At 36.8% G+C, this 17738-nt stretch carries 12 protein-coding genes and 1 tRNA gene; 8 read left to right on the top strand and 5 right to left on the bottom strand.

Going from position 1 to position 17738, the window contains the following annotated elements:
• The first annotated feature begins 95 nt into the window (after positions 1-95).
• Positions 96-172, top strand: a tRNA-Pro gene (locus tag WNY98_RS18295).
• A gap of 434 nt (positions 173-606) precedes the next feature.
• Here the strand turns inward: WNY98_RS18295 and WNY98_RS18290 are convergent.
• Complete coding sequence (locus WNY98_RS18290) at positions 607-2679, bottom strand: pentapeptide repeat-containing protein (protein WP_342878602.1); 2073 nt, start codon at positions 2677-2679, stop codon at positions 607-609.
• Between the two features lie 900 nt (positions 2680-3579).
• On the opposite strand from WNY98_RS18290, the gene WNY98_RS18285 reads away from it, so the two are divergent.
• The 3 genes from WNY98_RS18285 (at position 3580) to WNY98_RS18275 (ending at position 8164) form a co-directional block, all read left to right on the top strand.
• A complete protein-coding gene (locus WNY98_RS18285; RefSeq protein WP_342878601.1) occupies positions 3580-5238 on the top strand; it encodes an Hsp70 family protein in 1659 nt (552 codons plus the stop codon).
• Between the two features lie 75 nt (positions 5239-5313).
• Complete coding sequence (locus WNY98_RS18280; protein WP_342878600.1) at positions 5314-7425, top strand: CDC27 family protein; 2112 nt, start codon at positions 5314-5316, stop codon at positions 7423-7425.
• On the top strand, positions 7409-8164 hold the full coding sequence (locus WNY98_RS18275) for a DUF1266 domain-containing protein (RefSeq protein WP_342878599.1): 756 nt from the start codon (positions 7409-7411) through the stop codon (positions 8162-8164). The genes WNY98_RS18280 and WNY98_RS18275 overlap by 17 nt, the downstream gene beginning before the upstream one ends.
• A 73-nt stretch (positions 8165-8237) precedes the next feature.
• Here WNY98_RS18275 and WNY98_RS18270 read toward each other — a convergent pair whose 3' ends face one another.
• Both WNY98_RS18270 and WNY98_RS18265 read right to left on the bottom strand, forming a co-directional pair.
• Positions 8238-8486: a hypothetical protein gene (locus WNY98_RS18270; RefSeq protein WP_342878598.1), complete on the bottom strand. Its 249-nt coding sequence runs from the start codon at positions 8484-8486 to the stop codon at positions 8238-8240.
• A 92-nt stretch (positions 8487-8578) separates the two neighbouring features.
• Positions 8579-10216 (bottom strand): cyanophycinase, encoded by a 1638-nt coding sequence (locus WNY98_RS18265; RefSeq protein ID WP_342878597.1) that lies wholly within the window; start codon positions 10214-10216, stop codon positions 8579-8581.
• A 261-nt stretch (positions 10217-10477) separates the two neighbouring features.
• Between WNY98_RS18265 and WNY98_RS18260 the strand changes: the two genes are divergently transcribed.
• The 3 genes from WNY98_RS18260 (at position 10478) to WNY98_RS18250 (ending at position 12476) form a co-directional block, all read left to right on the top strand.
• The gene (locus tag WNY98_RS18260) at positions 10478-11065 is read left to right on the top strand and encodes a hypothetical protein (RefSeq protein ID WP_294114653.1); all 588 of its coding nucleotides are present in this window, start codon (positions 10478-10480) and stop codon (positions 11063-11065) included.
• 96 nt (positions 11066-11161) lie between these two features.
• On the top strand, positions 11162-12076 hold the full coding sequence (locus WNY98_RS18255; protein ID WP_342878596.1) for a zinc dependent phospholipase C family protein: 915 nt from the start codon (positions 11162-11164) through the stop codon (positions 12074-12076).
• A gap of 1 nt (position 12077) precedes the next feature.
• Positions 12078-12476, top strand: a complete 399-nt coding sequence (locus tag WNY98_RS18250) for a hypothetical protein (protein WP_294114648.1) — start codon at positions 12078-12080, stop codon at positions 12474-12476.
• A 26-nt stretch (positions 12477-12502) separates the two neighbouring features.
• On the opposite strand, the gene WNY98_RS18245 is transcribed toward WNY98_RS18250, so the two are convergent.
• On the bottom strand, positions 12503-13696 hold the full coding sequence (locus WNY98_RS18245; RefSeq protein WP_342878595.1) for an MFS transporter: 1194 nt from the start codon (positions 13694-13696) through the stop codon (positions 12503-12505).
• 103 nt (positions 13697-13799) lie between these two features.
• Here WNY98_RS18245 and WNY98_RS18240 point away from each other — a divergent pair, with 103 nt between their 5' ends.
• A complete protein-coding gene (locus WNY98_RS18240; protein ID WP_342878594.1) occupies positions 13800-14702 on the top strand; it encodes an AraC family transcriptional regulator in 903 nt (300 codons plus the stop codon).
• Positions 14703-14708: 6 nt separating this feature from the next.
• On the opposite strand, the gene WNY98_RS18235 is transcribed toward WNY98_RS18240, so the two are convergent.
• A complete protein-coding gene (locus WNY98_RS18235) occupies positions 14709-17570 on the bottom strand; it encodes a UvrD-helicase domain-containing protein (RefSeq protein WP_342878593.1) in 2862 nt (953 codons plus the stop codon).
• Positions 17571-17738: the final 168 nt, after the last annotated feature.

Here is a 17738-nt window from a genome sequence, read left to right as displayed (position 1 = left end):
AAGAGTGCTATTTTAGGCCTCTTGCGTAATAAACACCCAAACAAACAATCGCTTATTGATTTTTAAAAAAATACACGTACTATTGCATACAAAGTCGGTATGTGGCGCAGCTTGGTAGCGCACTGTCATGGGGTGGCAGGGGTCGAGAGTTCGAATCTCTCCATACCGACCAATTAATTCCTCTTCATTTCAAACTGTTATAAATTAAACTCTCTTCTTTATCGCACTTAGTGCCAACAACCGTCAACATCAGATCGCACATTTATCGCACCATACTTGTCTTAAGTTATTTTCTCTTTTTTTGATCTGATTGGGTGTTGTTTGGGGGGGATATATAGGAATACAGCTAATGGCACCCTAAATAGTTCAATTTTTACTAACTCATAAAATTAGATTAAATAGCATTTCAATTTGCCGAAAGTGTCTGAGCAGATATTGATGCCGCTCGTATTCTGCGGCATTTGTGAAAACGAAAATATTTACAGGGACTCTTACTACAAACTTAATATTTTTTAAGAGTAAAAAAAGAGGACCCCTACATTCAGCCATTAGGATATGAAATTTGAAAAATCAATTCAATATTTTAATGACCCACTAATTTACAATTTAAGATGTCTCATTGAGCTTTTCATTTCTATACTTTCTAAAAATTGCTACATTCAGTTGACTATTAATTATATTTGCGCCGACTAGACTAGCTTGAGTTAAATCACAGCCCGTCAATTCGGCACCTTCTAGATCTGCATTTGTAAAGTCACAGCCAGTAAAATCGGCATTTGTTAAATTTGCGTTATTGAATTTAGCTTCAACGAAAACTGAATTATTAAAGTCAGCATTGTTCAGGCGAGCTTTGTTAAATTTTGCTCTTGAGAATAAACAAGCGTGGAGTTTGGCGTTCGTTAAACATGCCCCTGTTAAATCGGCCTCATCCAAGTTCGCATTACTCAAGTCGGCATTTGTAAAGCTTGCATTCTTCATACTGACATTCACTTTATGGTTTTTGGCTGAAGTTATAGTCATCAATTTTGCGTTATTTAACTTGGTATAATTCAAATTTGCGTTATCAAGAGAAGCACCATTTAAAATAACTTCTTGTAAATTTGCACCTTGTAAGTTTGCACCTTGTAAGTTTACACCTTGCAAATTAGCTGCCTGAAGATTAACTGTTTCTAAGTTAGCATCTTTCAAATTTACTTCCCGAAGATCGGCTCCATGAAGATTGGCTCCTTCTAAATTAGTATTATTAAGTGAGGCGTTCCTCAAATCACTCTGCTCTAAAGATGCATACTTTAAGTCTAGCTTATCTAATTGATTACTTTGTAAAAGCTTGAACCCCGTTAACAAATACCCATTCTTTTCATTAAAATATAAACCGACTTTATATTGATTCACAGTTTTAATAAACTTAACCATATTATCAGTTTTATGAAACGGGTCCCCTTTATCTACTAAGATGCCAAGTTCAATTCCATAAACAATTAGAAACTCCCGAATACTTAAATGAGAGAATCTAAACTCACCGTATGAGTTACGGTTAAGAAGTGAGTTTGTCCCAATATCAATGTGATCAATGCCTTCTATAACTCTATCGGCAGAATCATCTAGTAAAATAATATGTGAGTCGAAGCTACATAAAAGCTTAAGATGTTTCAAAGCAACTGTATGGGTATTATGACGATGCATCGTTTCAGCCAACCAAATACAGGCTTTGAGTAAATCCTCTTTATTAATATTTTTATTAAGGTGTTTTCTTAATTTAATAACTTCACGGTTGAGCCATGTATCTACTAAACCTTTATACAATTCATACTCTGTCGCACCTTGTCTATGGCTTTCTAATAAAGTCTCTATATGTGAAAGCAAAAACGGGCGAAACTGGAGCGACCCAATGGTCCTTATTGATTGTTTAGCATCGAGTAGTTTGGGGTTAGAAAAGTGATTAAATAGATACTTTAAACGTTTTGGATAACGCTTCTTCAAGTATGCATCAACCTGTTCATCAGTAAACAAGGAAAGGTAAACTAAAGGGCAATCATAATTATTAAATGATATTTTTCCCATTGTATTGAAAGCAGAATCTGCAGTCTCAGGGAAGAACTGTGTACGACATGTTATTATTACTCGATAAAAGCAACTAGTAGCCTCTAGCAATTTTGTTAGTCTATCAATTGTGCCCCCTTGCTTACACTGAGTATCTTCATCCAGTGAGTCTAGTAATAAAACAGTTTGGCTTTTGTTTTCTACCTTGTCGATATCACTTAATGTAGAGGCACCTAATTTCAGTAATTTACATTGATAATTTCTTGGCCAAAAAGCCATTAAATGGCTAAGTTTTACCATCATCAACAAAGATGTTTTCCCCATTCCTGCGTCGGCAAGAATAAACATCTGACTAGCGCCATCTTTACTTACTATATCCCTATTAAAAAATTTATTTATAGTCTCAAAAATTCCAGCTCTAATTGATGATATTGTTTCATCTTCAAGTTCATCCGCAGGATTAACCTGCTGGCAATCAGGTTGAATATAAAACTTAGCTAACTCCTCACAATTACCAAATATATCGTTGATCTTAACTAACTCTGCACTTCGTTTATCAACATTATTTTTTAATACTTTAGTTAAGGCTTTGATTAATTTTGTAGCCACTTTTGTAGAGATAAAGCTAGTTGTTTCCATACGCCACCAACGGTTACTAATAATGAAAGTTGAATAAATTTATAAGTAAGAAGCTTTATCGATTTTGCTACGAATATGCTTCAACAAGTTTATCGAGTGTCATCTACTTCTAAATATTTGTATTTTTTCCTCGCAGATTTCTACCATAGCCGCCAGCTAATTACTAGTCACAGCATTGAATCTAAAAGCATTTTATTTATAAAAACAGGGATAATGGGGTCGCGTCTTGCCTTTTACCACTTCCAGTTTGAATGACAGTTTATGGGACTTTCTGGCCACTCGGCAACATAAACGCGGTAAGTCGTGTTGTTGCTAGCCAATTCATCATGATGGCGTGGCTTCGCCACTTATCCAACCTACGTCAAAAGGCAGGTTGGTTAAGCCGAGGGCGCCACCCAACAGAGTTTCAGATTCACGCCTTGAAGGCCTGCTATTGACACAAAGCAGTCAGGGAAACTAGTCCAAATAGTTCTAAGCTTTATTTCCAAAGTTTCATATTTTTTTGTTTAATTTCAATCTAAGCACCCTGTAACATTATGCTATCCAATATCTTTTAACTGTTCTTAAACTAAGATTTAATGCTGTTTGAAAGTAAGTTACTCTTTAATATTTAATAAACTTACTTCACTAACAGTAAATCTGCACAGTTTCTTAAGTTCTTAAGTAATACCTAGAATGTGGCTGTTCTTCAATTAAGTTTTCCTTATACATTAAATAAACACCCGCTCGTTGACATTTTGAATAAAATAAAGTTAAGCGTATAATTTTCAATCAGATATTAATAATAGGTTTTTAATTAAACTGTATAATGGCATCGATGCAAAACTAAGTTGAATTTAAGGCTCTGTATTAAGTAACTTAGCATAGCGATGATTTAAGTCATTCAGTAAGGGAAATAAAATGAAAATAGGGATAGATCTCGGTACAACTCATAGCGTAGTGGGAATATGGCAAGATAACGCGGTTAAGTTAATTCCAGATATGGAGGGTAATGTGCTCGTTCCTTCAATTGTTGGCTTATCGGAAGACAATTATATTCTTGTAGGTCAAGCAGCGAGGGATAGACTAGCAACCCACCCCGCACACACAATTTGTGAATTTAAACGTTTTATGGGCACTGATAAAACCTTTTCATTGGGCGAGCAAGATTATAGCGCAACTGAACTATCAGCCATTTTATTAAAAAGCCTTAAAGAGCAAGCCGAACATTATTTACAAGAGCCTATTACTGAGGCCGTTATTTCGGTACCTGCCTATTTTAACAATAAACAACGCCAAGCAACGCAACAAGCGGCTTTACTTGCAGGCCTTAAAGTTGAGCGATTACTTAATGAACCCACAGCCGCAGCACTCGCTTATGGGCTCGATAATAAAGACTGTGAGCAAACTTACTTAGTACTGGACCTTGGTGGCGGTACATTTGATGTGTCGGTTATTGAGGTGTTTAACGACATATTTGAAATACACGCCTCATCGGGTGATAACTACTTAGGCGGTAACGACTTTACGAACGTTATTGAAGAAGATCTTTATAAGAAAAACGATTTGTACAAAGGTTTTTTCTCAGATAGTGAACTACGTAATATTTGGTCGTTGTGCGAGCGTTTAAAGTGCCAATTAACTAACGAGTCAACAGCCAGCTTTAATTTCGAATATAAAGAAAAAACGTACTCATATACCCTCACTCAGGAAAATTATCGTACATTGTGTAGCGAGTTAATTGAGCGAATTAAGTTTCCTATTAACCGTGCGATGTCTGACGCTGACTTGACACTTGAAGACGTTGATGGACTTATTCTTGTTGGCGGCGCTACGCGTATGCCTATTTTTCAACAGCAAATTAGCCGTGTGTTTTCACGTATACCGCAAACTCAATATAACCCTGACCATGCTATCGCTACTGGTGCTGCAATTCAGGCAGGTATGAGCGCACGTGCTAAAGAATTGAAAGACGTAATAATGACTGATGTTTGCCCATTCACTTTAGGCGTGGAGGTAAACAACAAACATGGTCAGTCTGAGTTTTTGCCTATTATAGAACGTAACGCGACGATTCCTGTAAGCGAAACTCGTTCTGTTTATTCAGCTCACCCTGAACAAGAAAAAGTACTCATTAAAATTTATCAGGGTGAACATTATCTCCCTAAAGATAATGTGTTTTTAGGCGATTTAGAAATAAACCTTGAGCCGTTAAATATAATACAAGAGTTATATTTAACATATACCTACGATCTTAATGGTGTACTTGAGGTTGAAGTGACTAGTGTTGCAAGTGACAAAAAATATCGCACTTATGTAGGCGAAAATGAAGAAAGCTTAAGTGAAAGTGAGTTACGTGAACGTTTTTCACGACTTAACGCACTTAAGGTTTTGCCTAAAGACAAACTTGTAAATACTGCATTTAAAGCAAAGCTAGAGCGTTTATTCCAAGAAAATCTAGGCGATAAAAGGCGAGAGATTGGCGAGGCGATTGGTCAATTTATGGAAGTGTTAGAAACACACGATAACCACAAAATAGAGCGTATGATCGAAAATATAAAGCGCTATCTTAGCTATTAAAGTTAGTTATTAAAGTTAACTAATAAAAAATAGTTTCAGTTAAAAAATTACATGCATTAAATAAAGAGTGAAGTAATGAACCATTGGAAAATATTAGGCATTGAAGCCACAACAGATAAACGCCTTATTAAACTCGCTTATACAGAGATTCTAAAAAAAACATCGCCAACAGAGTTTCCCGAAGAGTTTAAAGATTTACGAAAAGCATATGAGTTAGCTATTAAAGAGGCTAAACGACCTGCTAAAAATGAAGACACAGCACCCAATCAAGTATTTGAAGATGAGCACGAAAAAAAAGGCGTTGTTGACGAGTCATTTTTTGATGAAGAAGAGCCCTCTCCCGCACCTACAGAAGTTGAAATAGTTAAGCCTCAACCTATCGAGTTAAATTGTGTTCGCTCTATTTCAGAGCTGCAAGCAGCACTCAATGAATTATATTGTAATGTGTTATCTCGCAGCGATGTTGAACAATGGAAGTTATTATTTTCGTCGCCATTATTTTGGGATGTCGATCAAAGTCAGCAAGTCTCATTTACTTTAATTGATTTCTTTTCAGAGAATTACTTTTTATCTGCCACGGTATTTAAATTTTTAGATGAGAGTATGAAAATCTCTAGTGAGTTAGTAACCAATAAAAATAATCACTACCGTGAACTTGCTATTGCACTGCATCATTATATTCAGAGCCTACCACTGCGAATCGATGCCCTATCTAACATTGATCACAATATTAGCTTTGAACAACTGCAGCAGCATCTTCAGTTACGTAACTTAATAGAAGAGCAATGTATATATTCTAAGCTTACAGCTGAGCAGCTAATTACGCTTATGCAGCGAATCAATTTGGCATTTTATAATGACGAATCACTTTATCTTTATGTTGCTAACTATTTATGGACATTGGGTGCATACACAGAAATTAGTAAGTTACTTGCCTCATTGCCAGAGCCTACAGATGCAAGCATAGATCAGCTGCGAGATTTACAAGCACACGCAGAATTTAAGCTTAAAAACTATGATATAGCACTCACTATTTATCTTGCGCAGCGAGAACTTATGAAAAGTTTTTATGCGATGAATATGACTAAAGAGATTGGTCTGTGTTATTTGCACCTTAAAAATTATGAAAAAGCATATACGTATTTAAACTCTTATTTTTATACTAGCCCTGAGGATATAGACCTTCGCTCTGCTTTGATTATCGCCCGTCGATACTACATAAATGATCTTAAAAAAAATGAGGAAAGTAACGCTCTTAAAATAGCGACGTTACAATTTGAAAATGGTCGCTACCAAGATGCCTTAATAACGACTCAAACATACCCTCTAATTTTTCAAGCTGATTGCAATTATTTACAGGCTTTATGCCTTGCTAAGCTAGAACGCTTAGATGAAGCATTTGACGTTTTTATCGCCTTTATGAATCTACATTTACAAAAACAGATAGATCCTTGGCCACTACTGGTTGATTTATTTATATATTGCCCAGACTCAATTGATTTCAATTTGATAATGGAGACTATCGCAAAAAAAATACAACCATCTCCTAACAAGTTTTATAAAACCCCTCGCGTGCTAGGCTCTGTACAAGAGAATATATACTCACAATTAGAACTCAAAACATTAGATCTTCCAGCGACTGATCATGATGGAAAACCCAATAAACCCATGGGTTACGCCCTCTATGCTGATTTAGACTATAAACAGCAATATGCTTGGGCAATGCTACATGCGTTAATGGCTAAATTGGCAAACTTCGAAGATAAAGCGATTGTGAAGCAAATAAAACAAGCCGCTATTTATGCGATTAAGCAAGCTATGCCAAAAATCACACACCAACCAAGTTGGAGCTTAAAGTTTATTCACATAGCTTTTGATATAGATGATTTTGATACCTGTATTAAGCTCGCAAACATCACGATTAGCGAGTTTTCTAATTTACCTCAAACCTACTATTACAAAGGGCGATCGCTAGCTACCTTAGATCAATATGATGCAGCAATACCTATATTAATATTAGCCGCAGATAAATACGGACATCAGAGGCTTGGGATATACTCACTTGAATTTGCAGTGGAGTGTTGTGAAAAGCTCGTTGAACATGGACAACCAATGCATCCTAATTACAATGATATATGCCTAAAACTGCAAACAACAAAGGAGATTGTAGATGCACAATCAAAGTGAAGTACCTTGTGTAATTACGGATGATGCGACCTTAAGTCCAGAACAAAAATTATGGCTTATTAGCCTCTCAGGCCACCTTTCAATGCAAAATGGCTATTCATTGAATACCTTAAAGCATCACAATAAAAACTACACTGACGAGTCAGTTGCTAACGGTAATTTAAGTATTTTAGATAATGCTTATGGCGTTACAACAAAAGAAGAATTAATTGAAACTTTAAATGTTTTTTATAACACATCAAATAGCCAAGTTTTCATGAGTTGTATGGCTGAACTCACCAGAAATGATTTATTAGCAAGATACTACATTGAGAATAAATCTACTGCCTATCAAAATACGCCTATAGGTATTATGTCGGACTGCGCAGGAATACATAAATTCTCACTGGCTCGTTGTGGTATTAGAGCTTTTGATATTGGCCGCTATGCTTTTTTATGTCGTTGTGGTGTTAGCGTTAATTTTTTAACCGAAGAAGAAGCATGGCATTACCTTAAGCCTATTGGAAAACTGGCACAAACCTTATTTATTAGCTGGCAAGAATATGCAACTAGTTATGTAGTTGGTCGGTGTATATGGCAAAAGATTACAACTCAAGAAACGTACAGCGAGCCAAACCCTGACTTTAATTTTAGTCATGATTTATTTGAAAAAATAAATGATACGGCTGCTACATTACAAAGTATATTAGCTGATGACGAGCACCCATGGTGCCAACTAGATTGGGAAATGTACTTTTAATTTCAATATTTTGATTTTATAAATACTTACTGAATAACGCATTTTACAGTGTCGTTATTCAGTAAAGTTAATATTAGTGCTTGCGTCCTACACCATTACGTACCATGTCTTGCCCTGTTTGGAATACGTCTTCTGTAATCATGCGTGCTAAAAGTAGCTTTTGATTACCGTCAAACACAGCAACAAAACGGCTGCCATCTTTGTTATTAGTAGCCATACCAACACCGGCAACACCTTTTAAACCAAAGCCACCGTTTTCGACATCTATTAAAAAGCTTTCTAGTGCGGCTAAAGTATCAATTACGTCATTTTCATTATTCATTTTAAAACTCTTTTAGTAAGGCTTTTAAATCATTATGGTGGCTATTTTATAGAGAAGAGCCAAAAACTTAAACCCTTGGCTCAGGTTAGTCACTAAATCGACTTTATAACTAACTCTAAATTGCTCACCGCACAACCAAACTCTTTTGCATTAACGCGATGATACTGTGTGTCACTCGTTGCTGTAAGGCTAATTATAAACTCATCTTGTTGAGCTACCGCACTTTGCTCTTTGCTTAGGCACATAGCTTGAGTAAGTGAGCGAAGCTTTGAATTTGTTAAAATTGAGCTAAAACGCTGCACAGGCAGTGGAGGTATTTTTATAGTCGGTAACGCTTGCTCTATGGTGCGCTCGCTTAGAGTAAACGTGTTATTGGTAATATCAATTACGCTACTAGCAGGCCAGTACGAATAACGATAGTTATTACTATCAGCTAGAGGCTTACCTTGCTCAGTTAAGTGCACAACACCACTTTTACCTATTACGGTCATTAAACTACCTTGTGGCGATTTAATAACAACCAAAGCTGTATTTTCATCAATACCAAAGCCATGTTGAATCTCTGTTTTAGTATTTTTTACTTCATTTTTATTTAACGCCGCTGCGAGTCTAAATGTACGGTTTTGTTCGCTAAACTGAGTATCTAGTACACCAAAATTAAAGCTAGCAAGTCCACCAGCATTAGCGTTAGTTTCACTTCTACGAAGGGCCTCAAGGCTTGTCGTATTTGTAAGCATGCCCGTTACTTTACTCTGGATTGCAGCGCCCGCTCCTTCCCCTACGATTACTGGGCGAGTTTGCAATGCTTGCGTCCACGGATATGGATTATTGTTTTGATCAAACAATACCTTGTGAGTTAAGGCTGCATTACCGCTATTAAACATCACACCGGTACTCTTTTTAATAAGTGATACAAGTGTGTCAGTGCCACTTTTGCATAAAGCGTATTCGGCCTTTGTGTACTCTGGATAAATTGCTTCCCGGTTATACACATTCATTAATGTATTTCTGAGAGCGGGTAATTCATCGCACGAGTTACTCGTAATCGCTTTAGCAAGTGCTGGGGTTAGTGCTAACCATTGAGTGCTTATATTTGATTGTGCTAAAAGGCTCTGCGCTACATCTGCCGACTCATAAGGGTCGCGGCTCGATGCCGTAATAGCAAGCATAGTGGGTTTTGCGTTATTAACTTTTAAACTGCCCGACACAAATTGTAAAACATTATTAGTCGCGACCTCAATATTAAAATCGGTATTTACTTGCTCTTTTAAGCGCTCATCGTTTTTATTAAGTAGCGGCACTTCTAGCATATCTAATGCAAAATTGTATTCTTGCTGAGTCAAGCTTTCTAATTGCTGGTTATTTATATCGCGCCATAGCCAGAGTAAATCAGTTTTTGAGACGCTATTTGACGATTTACTTTGTATGGCTTTAAGTGTTTTTAATACAGCCGTTTTTGCCTCAATGTTATTATTAGGCCAGTGCTGCGTGATTTTTTTTATTTGAGAGTCGTTAACCGTATATAAATTATGTGACTTACCATCTATAGCTGTCTCTTTTTGGCAATTATTAAACTTTGCGCTTGTACAGATAGTTAGCTCTGAGCCCACTAAAATTAAAGTTTGGCTTTGCTCTTGAGCCACTGCATTTATTGAAAAACCAGCACCAAGCAACGCCACTAACATACCTAGTAATTTAGGCTGTCGGTTACGTAAAAATGCACATATCATAATGTAAACTCTAATATAAATTATAAAACTAATGTGTTGCAGTTTAACAGCTAGCCACTTGAGCCTAAATATATTTTTAAAAGTGTTAAATAATTCAAGCCTCTGAAAAGCGAGAGCGTTAATAATTTATTAAATTAAGTTGTTTAGTTTGCATGCTTGCCTTTATAAATATTTACTAAACAAATTTAAACCGAGCATTTATTGATCAAGCCCATTGTTTAAATTACGGTGGTGCATTGTTTTATATAACCGGGGTGAAATATGGACTTTTCTAATGAAGAGATAAATTTTTTAGCTGAGTTATTCAAACCAAATACAAAGCAGCGCGCTCCCCGTAATCATATGCTTACGATGAAAAGCTCTGTACCCGCGAGTATTGCTCACCTTTTCAGCCATGCTAATTTAACTTTGCTTGCTGAAGTTGCTAATTACCAACTTTGGTTTCCCTTGCAATTAAAAATTGATGAGTTAGGTGTAATTAACCCTACTTTAAGCGCACCAGAAGTAATTGATACAAAGGGCACTCAACGTAGTTGGCGTTGGAGTGAGCTAAATATTAAAAGCCAAGGCTTTAATATCGAATCGATTTCCAGTACGGGCATATTTTTAAAGCCATTAAAAAATGGAAAAAACTTAAAAAAATTACAGCACATGAGCTTTACCTTACCCAACAAAGAAAATGTATCAATAGATGTAGAACCTGTTAGGCAAAGTAGCCTAGGGATTGCAGCAAAAATAACTCAGATTCATAGCGGGCAAGAGCAATTACGCGCCTATTTATTTGAAGAACATAAACGCCAATATGCTAAGCTGTACGAAGGTGGACAACTAATAGAACAGTTAATTTAGTCTCTTTTAAACACTCACATGCACTTCACTTGGCTTTATTTAACCCCCTCTCAATGTTAATCTGTACCCCTATTAATAAATCATAAGGATATGACAATGCCTGGTGCTTTTGCGCACATCACTGCCGTTAATATTGCAACGCAAACCAAATCACTCGCTAAAATGGATATGCCTAAAAAGGCAAAACTTATTTTAAGCCAACGCCAAGCATATCTCGAACTAGGTTGTGTAGCCCCTGATTATCCTTACTTAGCTGTAGCGCAGCCTAGCCAAAATGCATGGGCCGACCTAATGCATTACGAGCACTCAGGCGATTTACTTAAAGCCATGATTGAATACTGTAAAACACTTGAAGATGAAGCATTTGAAAAGTGCTTTGCTTGGTTATGCGGTTATATGGCACATGTAGCTGCAGATATAACGGTACATCCGATTGTAGAGTTAAAAGTTGGCCCCTATGAGCAAAACCAAACAGCGCATCGTACCTGTGAAATGAATCAAGATGCGTTTATTTGGCAACGTTTAAATTTAGGTGAGTTAGGTTATGCTGACCGCGTGCAGCTAAATATTGGATCTTGTACTAACAAAGACGATAGCTTTGATACCGATATTGCACAAATTTGGCAACATGCTTTATTAACAGTCCACCCACACTACGCCGCACAACACGCGCCTAACTTTAATTCGTGGCATAACGGTTTTCAGCTTGTAGTAAATAATGTTGAAGAAAGCTATCGGTTATTTGCCTGTGCACGCCATGTTGCAGCTGATTTAGGTTTGTTTTATCCTCGCCCAAACGAAGTAGACTTCACTTTTATCGAACAACTAAAAACACCGCACAAGCCAATGCATTACAACGATATTTTTGACTTTGCTGTTAGCAACATTCAGCACTATATAACCATTATTGCCAATGCCGTATTTTTAGATACTGATTACAATGAAATTAAAAACTGGAACCTAGATACAGGCTACGATGAGCACAACACAATGACGGTATGGAGCAAATAGCATGAAACACTTACTCTGCATAAGCTTAATTGTATTACTTAGCGGTTGTTACACTTCAAAAAATAACAATCCAGAAATAATGGCCGATTTAGCCTCGCAATTAAAAGATATTGCTACAGCTGTAGACGGCACTTTAAAGTTTAGTGAAACCCCCTATTCAACAACTGATGAGTTATTAAAAGCTGCCGTTAATAACGATTTAAGCAAACTTACGCCCTTTAACGAGTACACGTTTATTGTGGACGTACAAGGTGATAACGCCGTATTACTTTTATGTGATGCTGACACTGCTTTAATTGAAGATGTAGGCTGTACCGCACAATCGGATATACAGCATTGGCAGGCTAAAAAAGCGCAAAAATGCGAGGTTACTGTAAATGCTCAGCAATTTTGTAACTGAGCATTTAAATAATAACAGTAACTAACTTAAGGTCTAGTTAGTTGCTGATCACCTTTTGGAGATACGTGCGTTAGCCTTTCACTTGTAAATATCATTAATAACGAAAAAGTTAATAACATAAATGGCAAAACAATAAACGAAAGTGTTGAAGCCATATACCCCATAAGTGGAGGCATAAATGTACTGCCTAAGTACGCAACCGCCATTGATAAACTTATAACTGCCTGCGAAGCATGCTTACCAAACCGAGTTGGCGTTAAATGTATAGTATTTGGGTATACCGGCGCGCATCCTAAGCCGATTAAAATAAGGCCCAATTTAGCTGATATAACACCAAGAGGTAATATTAATAGCAGTGCACCTAAAAACATTAAGCATACACCTGTACGTATCATTCGTTTTTCAGCGACCTTATCCGCAATAAAACCACAGGTAAACCGCCCAAATGTTATCCCTAAATAATACAGTGCGGTATAAAATGCCGCGTTACTAATAGACACATTATGCTCTGCTATTAAAAAGCTTGCAGCCCAAAGGCCGGTACCTGTTTCTAGAGCGCAATAACAAAAAAATAATAGTAGCTGTAATTTAACGCCTTTAATTTTGAGTGCTTGTGAGTTAGATAAGTGCGCTGTCTTTAAGGGCTCAGCTTGCATTTTGGGCTGTTCAACTTCTTGTGCTTTATTCCACTGCGGTAAAGCTAAAAATAACACAATTACTAATGCAATTTGAACACACGCAATAACGCTATACCCATTGCGCCAACCCTCTTGCTGCATTAAATAAAACGACATGATAAACGGCCCAGCGCTTGCGCCTACCCCCCAGAACGAATGTAAAAAGTTCATGTGCTTTGCTTTGTAATGCGTTGCCACGTAATTATTGAGTGCGGAATCTACAGCACCACCTCCGAGCCCTAATGGAATAGCGAGTATTAATAGCAACCAAATACTATTTGCGATCGAAAAACCAAAAAGTGCTACTGCCGTAAATAACACACTGATAGCAACCACTTTACCAGTGCCTAATAGGTTAATTAAGCGCGTTGTTAACAGGCTCGATATAACAGTACCTATACTCACAACAATGGCTACAACACCTGCAAATTCGGTGCTGCTATTTAAACTATTGCTGATGCTAGGCCACGATGGCCCAATTAAAGAATCCGGTAAGCCTAAACTAATAAAGGCTAAGTAAATAAGAATAAGTAGTAATGGCATAAGTTGATTTCTGTTAAAAAGATTAAACCGAACAATACTATTTTAAATTAATCTAAAATAGCCATATACTGGCCATTAATATAACAATACTGCCAAGTTGGATATGCAAAACTACAATATACAAACCGACGAACACGGAAAAGAGCTTAACCTACATGGTGATGAAGGCTTTGCGTGCGGTTTTTATGATGAGTTATTTTCAGAGTTTATTGGTGGCTATGTACCGTGGCATTGGCATGATGAGCTAGAGCTTGTGTATGTTGTAAAAGGCAGTACGCTAGTTGAGTGTGTTGAACAAAGCATTACGTTAAATGAAGGTGATGCCGTATTTATAAACGCAGGTTGTCTGCACAAATTAACTGATGTAGGTAAACCAGACTGCCATATTTTAAACTTTGTACTTAGCCCTACTCTTATAGGTGGCTCTTTGTATAGCAAAGTATATAAACGTTTTGTAGCGAGTATTATTAATAATGAAAGCTTGCCTATGTTCGCCTTTTTAGCGAAGAATAATGATCATACCCCCCTTATCAGTACATTAAATTTAGCATTTGATGCATGTCGAAATAAAACCCCAACCTATGAGTTACAAACAATTAGCTACTTAATGCACTTTTGGGCCTTATTTTGTGAGCTTCAACCCACTGTTATTAGCAAGCAGCCTGTTAGCGATTTTAGTGAGCGCAGATTGCACTTGTTTTTGTCGTACGTGCATACGCATTACCAACAAAATATGTCAGTTAAAAACATAAGCAAAGCTGGTAATGTAAGTGAAAGCGAGTGTTTTAGAGTATTTAAAAAAGCACTCAAAACAACGCCTAATGGATACGTATTAAATTACCGCTTACAACAAGCTGCCATACACTTAGTTGAAACGAATAGCAGCATTACCGAAATAGCACATACTGTAGGTTTTAACTGCCCCGCCTACTTTACTAAACGATTTAAAATCCAATTTAACAAAACACCAAAACAGTTTAGGAATGCAAACAAAGTAGAAGCATAGTAAAACTTATGGGGCCTGCCCTATATCAACTTTTCGAGTATTATTACACTTATCTTCTTTTAAAGAAAAACCACTGCATCCTAAAAATTCACCGTGCTTAGATTTGCGTTTACGCATTTCGCGACCACACTTTTCACAAATTGGGTGCTGCGTTTTACACTGTGCATTCACACATTGTGAGTGCGTGCTTTTATCAACCGATGGGCCACTACAGCTTTTACACACTCGTAATTTAGTTTCGCAAATTTGCGTATTAGTACAACTATAATAATCACCATATTGACCCGTTTTTGGCACAATTAAACCGTCGCTGCACGTACTACACTCTCTTTGCTTTAGTTGCGACTTATTAAATAACGTTGAAGCGATTTGAATGGGATAATTGTCATTTACTAATTCTTTTACAAACGCTGAGCATGCATAAGGGTCTGCAATTAAATACGCTTTATGTTTAGCGCGTGTAATACCTACATAAAGCAAACGCCTTTCCTCTGAGTGAGTGAATTCATCTTGCTCTGGTAATAGCGCCTCCACCAGCACATTATTTTGGTTATCGCTAGGAAACCCTAATTTATCTTGTTCAAAACCAATAATAATACAGTAATCGGCTTCAAGCCCTTTGGCACTGTGCAATGTCCAAAAATAAAGAGTGTTTGTATGCTTTTTATCTTTTAAATGCTGCTGCACGCTATTTAACATGTATCTATATCGACTAAGTATGGCAATGCTCGCTGATGCATCGTTTTTTTGAATCGTGCTTATAGTCTGCTGTACTTTTATTTCTATCGATTTAGTGCCTTGGTATAAATCGTCTAATAAAATAACTTGTGGTGTGGTTACTTGTGTATGTGTGCTGATCTGCTTTTTATATTGCTCAGGGTTTTGCATTACAAAGCGCCCAGCTACATCGCTAATGCTATTATTATATCTGAATGTTTTTTGCAGCATAGTGAGAGAGTGGCTACCCACTAACTCATTAAAGCGCGTAGTAAGCGCTAAATTACCACCCGAGAACCGATAAATTGCTTGCCAGTCGTCACCAACAGCAGTAAAGCGTATTCCTTTGGCATGTTTTAATATGGCACTTAAAAAAGCCATACGCGCGCTTGATATATCTTGAAACTCATCAACTAAAATGTGGCTCCATGGAATATTAAAATCTCCGCTTACTATCGCCTTTGTTGCTTGAATAATCATATCGTCAAAATCAATGGCACTTTGCGCGTTTAATTCATTTATATAAGCATCATGAATTTGCACTAACAAGTTTGCATATTGCTGGTAATTTTTAATACCACTTTGCTTAATGCGCTGTTCTATTTGCTTATTACTTAGTTGCTCGACTCGAATAGCTTGTAAACATTTTATGTACTTATCAATCCCTTGCTGTAACTGCCCTGAGTTATTTAAAGTATGAAATATTTCATCGTTACTTAAAGGTGTTAATTCAACATTATGCTGCTTTAGTTGCTTTGCGAGGGTTGGCTCTAGCTTTCCTTCTACCCAGTTGTAATGAAAGGTCTCGAGTAAGGTGGTGCCATTTTGTTTATGCAGTTTGCGCTTAAATGCAACTTGCTCGTTATAGTGTTTTTTATCTATATCGGCACGTGTATTCCCTTGCCTATCAATGCCAAAGTGCTCTAGGTAAATATCATATTGAGGTATATAAAAATCAGGCTTATATTGCCCACTTAGCTCTGCGCCTTGGCTATAGTGATAATTCACCTCATAACTATGCGGTACACAATTCAAATGTAGCCAGTTTGAAATTAACACCTCCTGATAACTTTTTACTTTATGACCCGCAAGGCTACGGTATTCGTTATCGCGTACGTACCGCTCGTACTGTGCATTATCTTTAAAGCTAAATATATCAACCGGCTCATGGAGTAAATCTATAAATGCTTTTAAAAACTGTGGCTCGGTTTGTATTTTTTTACTTACCCATCCAGTTAACCAACTATTTAATTGAACTGGGTCAGTTGCAAATTTTGACAACTCGATTGGCTTTTTAGCACTTTGTAATAATTTAAGCCCAAGCGCATGAAACGTTAAAATAGTGGGTTCTTTGGTATGCAATTTTGCATGCGTGGCGCGTTTAATAAAACGCTCTTTAAGCTCATTTGCTGCTGTTTTATTATAGGCCAGCACCAAAATTTGCTCAGGCTTGGCAATATTGCAGGCTATTAAATTTAAAGACTTTGCTACCATCACAGATGTTTTACCTGTGCCTGCTGCCGCTAATATTAAATTTTTATCGTTATCGCGTATTACTGCTAAGCGCTGCTCTGTTGTTAATGGATTTGACTCTACTTGATTAAAAAAGTCATTTTTAAGAGTTAGTTGTTTTTTTTCATATTTATGGCGCAACTGTGCAATTGCATCGTGAGTATTGGGTGTGGTGCTCAGTATATTTAAAAATTTAATACTACTTGGCGATAAGTGTTGTTGCCACACACTTGTACTTTTAGCGTACTGCTTGGTAAGCAAAAACACATCATTATTAAGTGTTTTTATGGAACTATCACGTAAAAACTCATCTAAAGCATAGCGCTTTAGCGAAATCTTTGCGTTATTTACCTTTTGCTCAAGCAGAGCTGAAAACCGCGTGTTAAGGGCTGTGTTTAAAGCGTTCGCTTGTGCTTTGTTTAAAAAACTAATTGATGCATTGCTACTGTCGCACAAATTAATTTTGGCGCTAAATAAACGGTTTTTAAGTATTGAGTAATTATAAAAGTCTTTAATTAAAAATGTCCGGGCGGAAGCACTTCTAAAATGAACAACAAGATGCTCTTGCTCAATAGTTACGTGTTTAATACGGGTAAAAAAACGGCCTAGCCAACTTGGGGTAGCAATATACTGCGCCATAATACTCAATATGAAGATATGCTTTACCTGATTGTAACATACTCTTTTATAATACATTTAGCGCTAATTCGATGCTTACTTAGCAAACAATTTAATTAGTAAGTTAGTTTTTAAAATTTAGCGTTTAATGATTTATTTACAACCGTTAACAAATTTAAACATTTACAG

Source organism: Pseudoalteromonas sp. AS71, assembly GCF_038900275.1.
GTDB lineage: Bacteria > Pseudomonadota > Gammaproteobacteria > Enterobacterales > Alteromonadaceae > Pseudoalteromonas.
This window is presented reverse-complemented; position numbering and strand designations above follow the sequence as displayed.

Coding starts and splice junctions, on each gene's coding strand:
- WNY98_RS18290 (WP_342878602.1), bottom strand. CDS start 2,679: ATGGAAACAACTAGCTTTATCTCTACAAAAGTGGCTACAAAATTAATC.
- WNY98_RS18285 (WP_342878601.1), top strand. CDS start 3,580: ATGAAAATAGGGATAGATCTCGGTACAACTCATAGCGTAGTGGGAATA.
- WNY98_RS18280 (WP_342878600.1), top strand. CDS start 5,314: ATGAACCATTGGAAAATATTAGGCATTGAAGCCACAACAGATAAACGC.
- WNY98_RS18275 (WP_342878599.1), top strand. CDS start 7,409: ATGCACAATCAAAGTGAAGTACCTTGTGTAATTACGGATGATGCGACC.
- WNY98_RS18270 (WP_342878598.1), bottom strand. CDS start 8,486: ATGAATAATGAAAATGACGTAATTGATACTTTAGCCGCACTAGAAAGC.
- WNY98_RS18265 (WP_342878597.1), bottom strand. CDS start 10,216: ATGATATGTGCATTTTTACGTAACCGACAGCCTAAATTACTAGGTATG.
- WNY98_RS18260 (WP_294114653.1), top strand. CDS start 10,478: ATGGACTTTTCTAATGAAGAGATAAATTTTTTAGCTGAGTTATTCAAA.
- WNY98_RS18255 (WP_342878596.1), top strand. CDS start 11,162: ATGCCTGGTGCTTTTGCGCACATCACTGCCGTTAATATTGCAACGCAA.
- WNY98_RS18250 (WP_294114648.1), top strand. CDS start 12,078: ATGAAACACTTACTCTGCATAAGCTTAATTGTATTACTTAGCGGTTGT.
- WNY98_RS18245 (WP_342878595.1), bottom strand. CDS start 13,696: ATGCCATTACTACTTATTCTTATTTACTTAGCCTTTATTAGTTTAGGC.
- WNY98_RS18240 (WP_342878594.1), top strand. CDS start 13,800: ATGCAAAACTACAATATACAAACCGACGAACACGGAAAAGAGCTTAAC.
- WNY98_RS18235 (WP_342878593.1), bottom strand. CDS start 17,570: ATGGCGCAGTATATTGCTACCCCAAGTTGGCTAGGCCGTTTTTTTACC.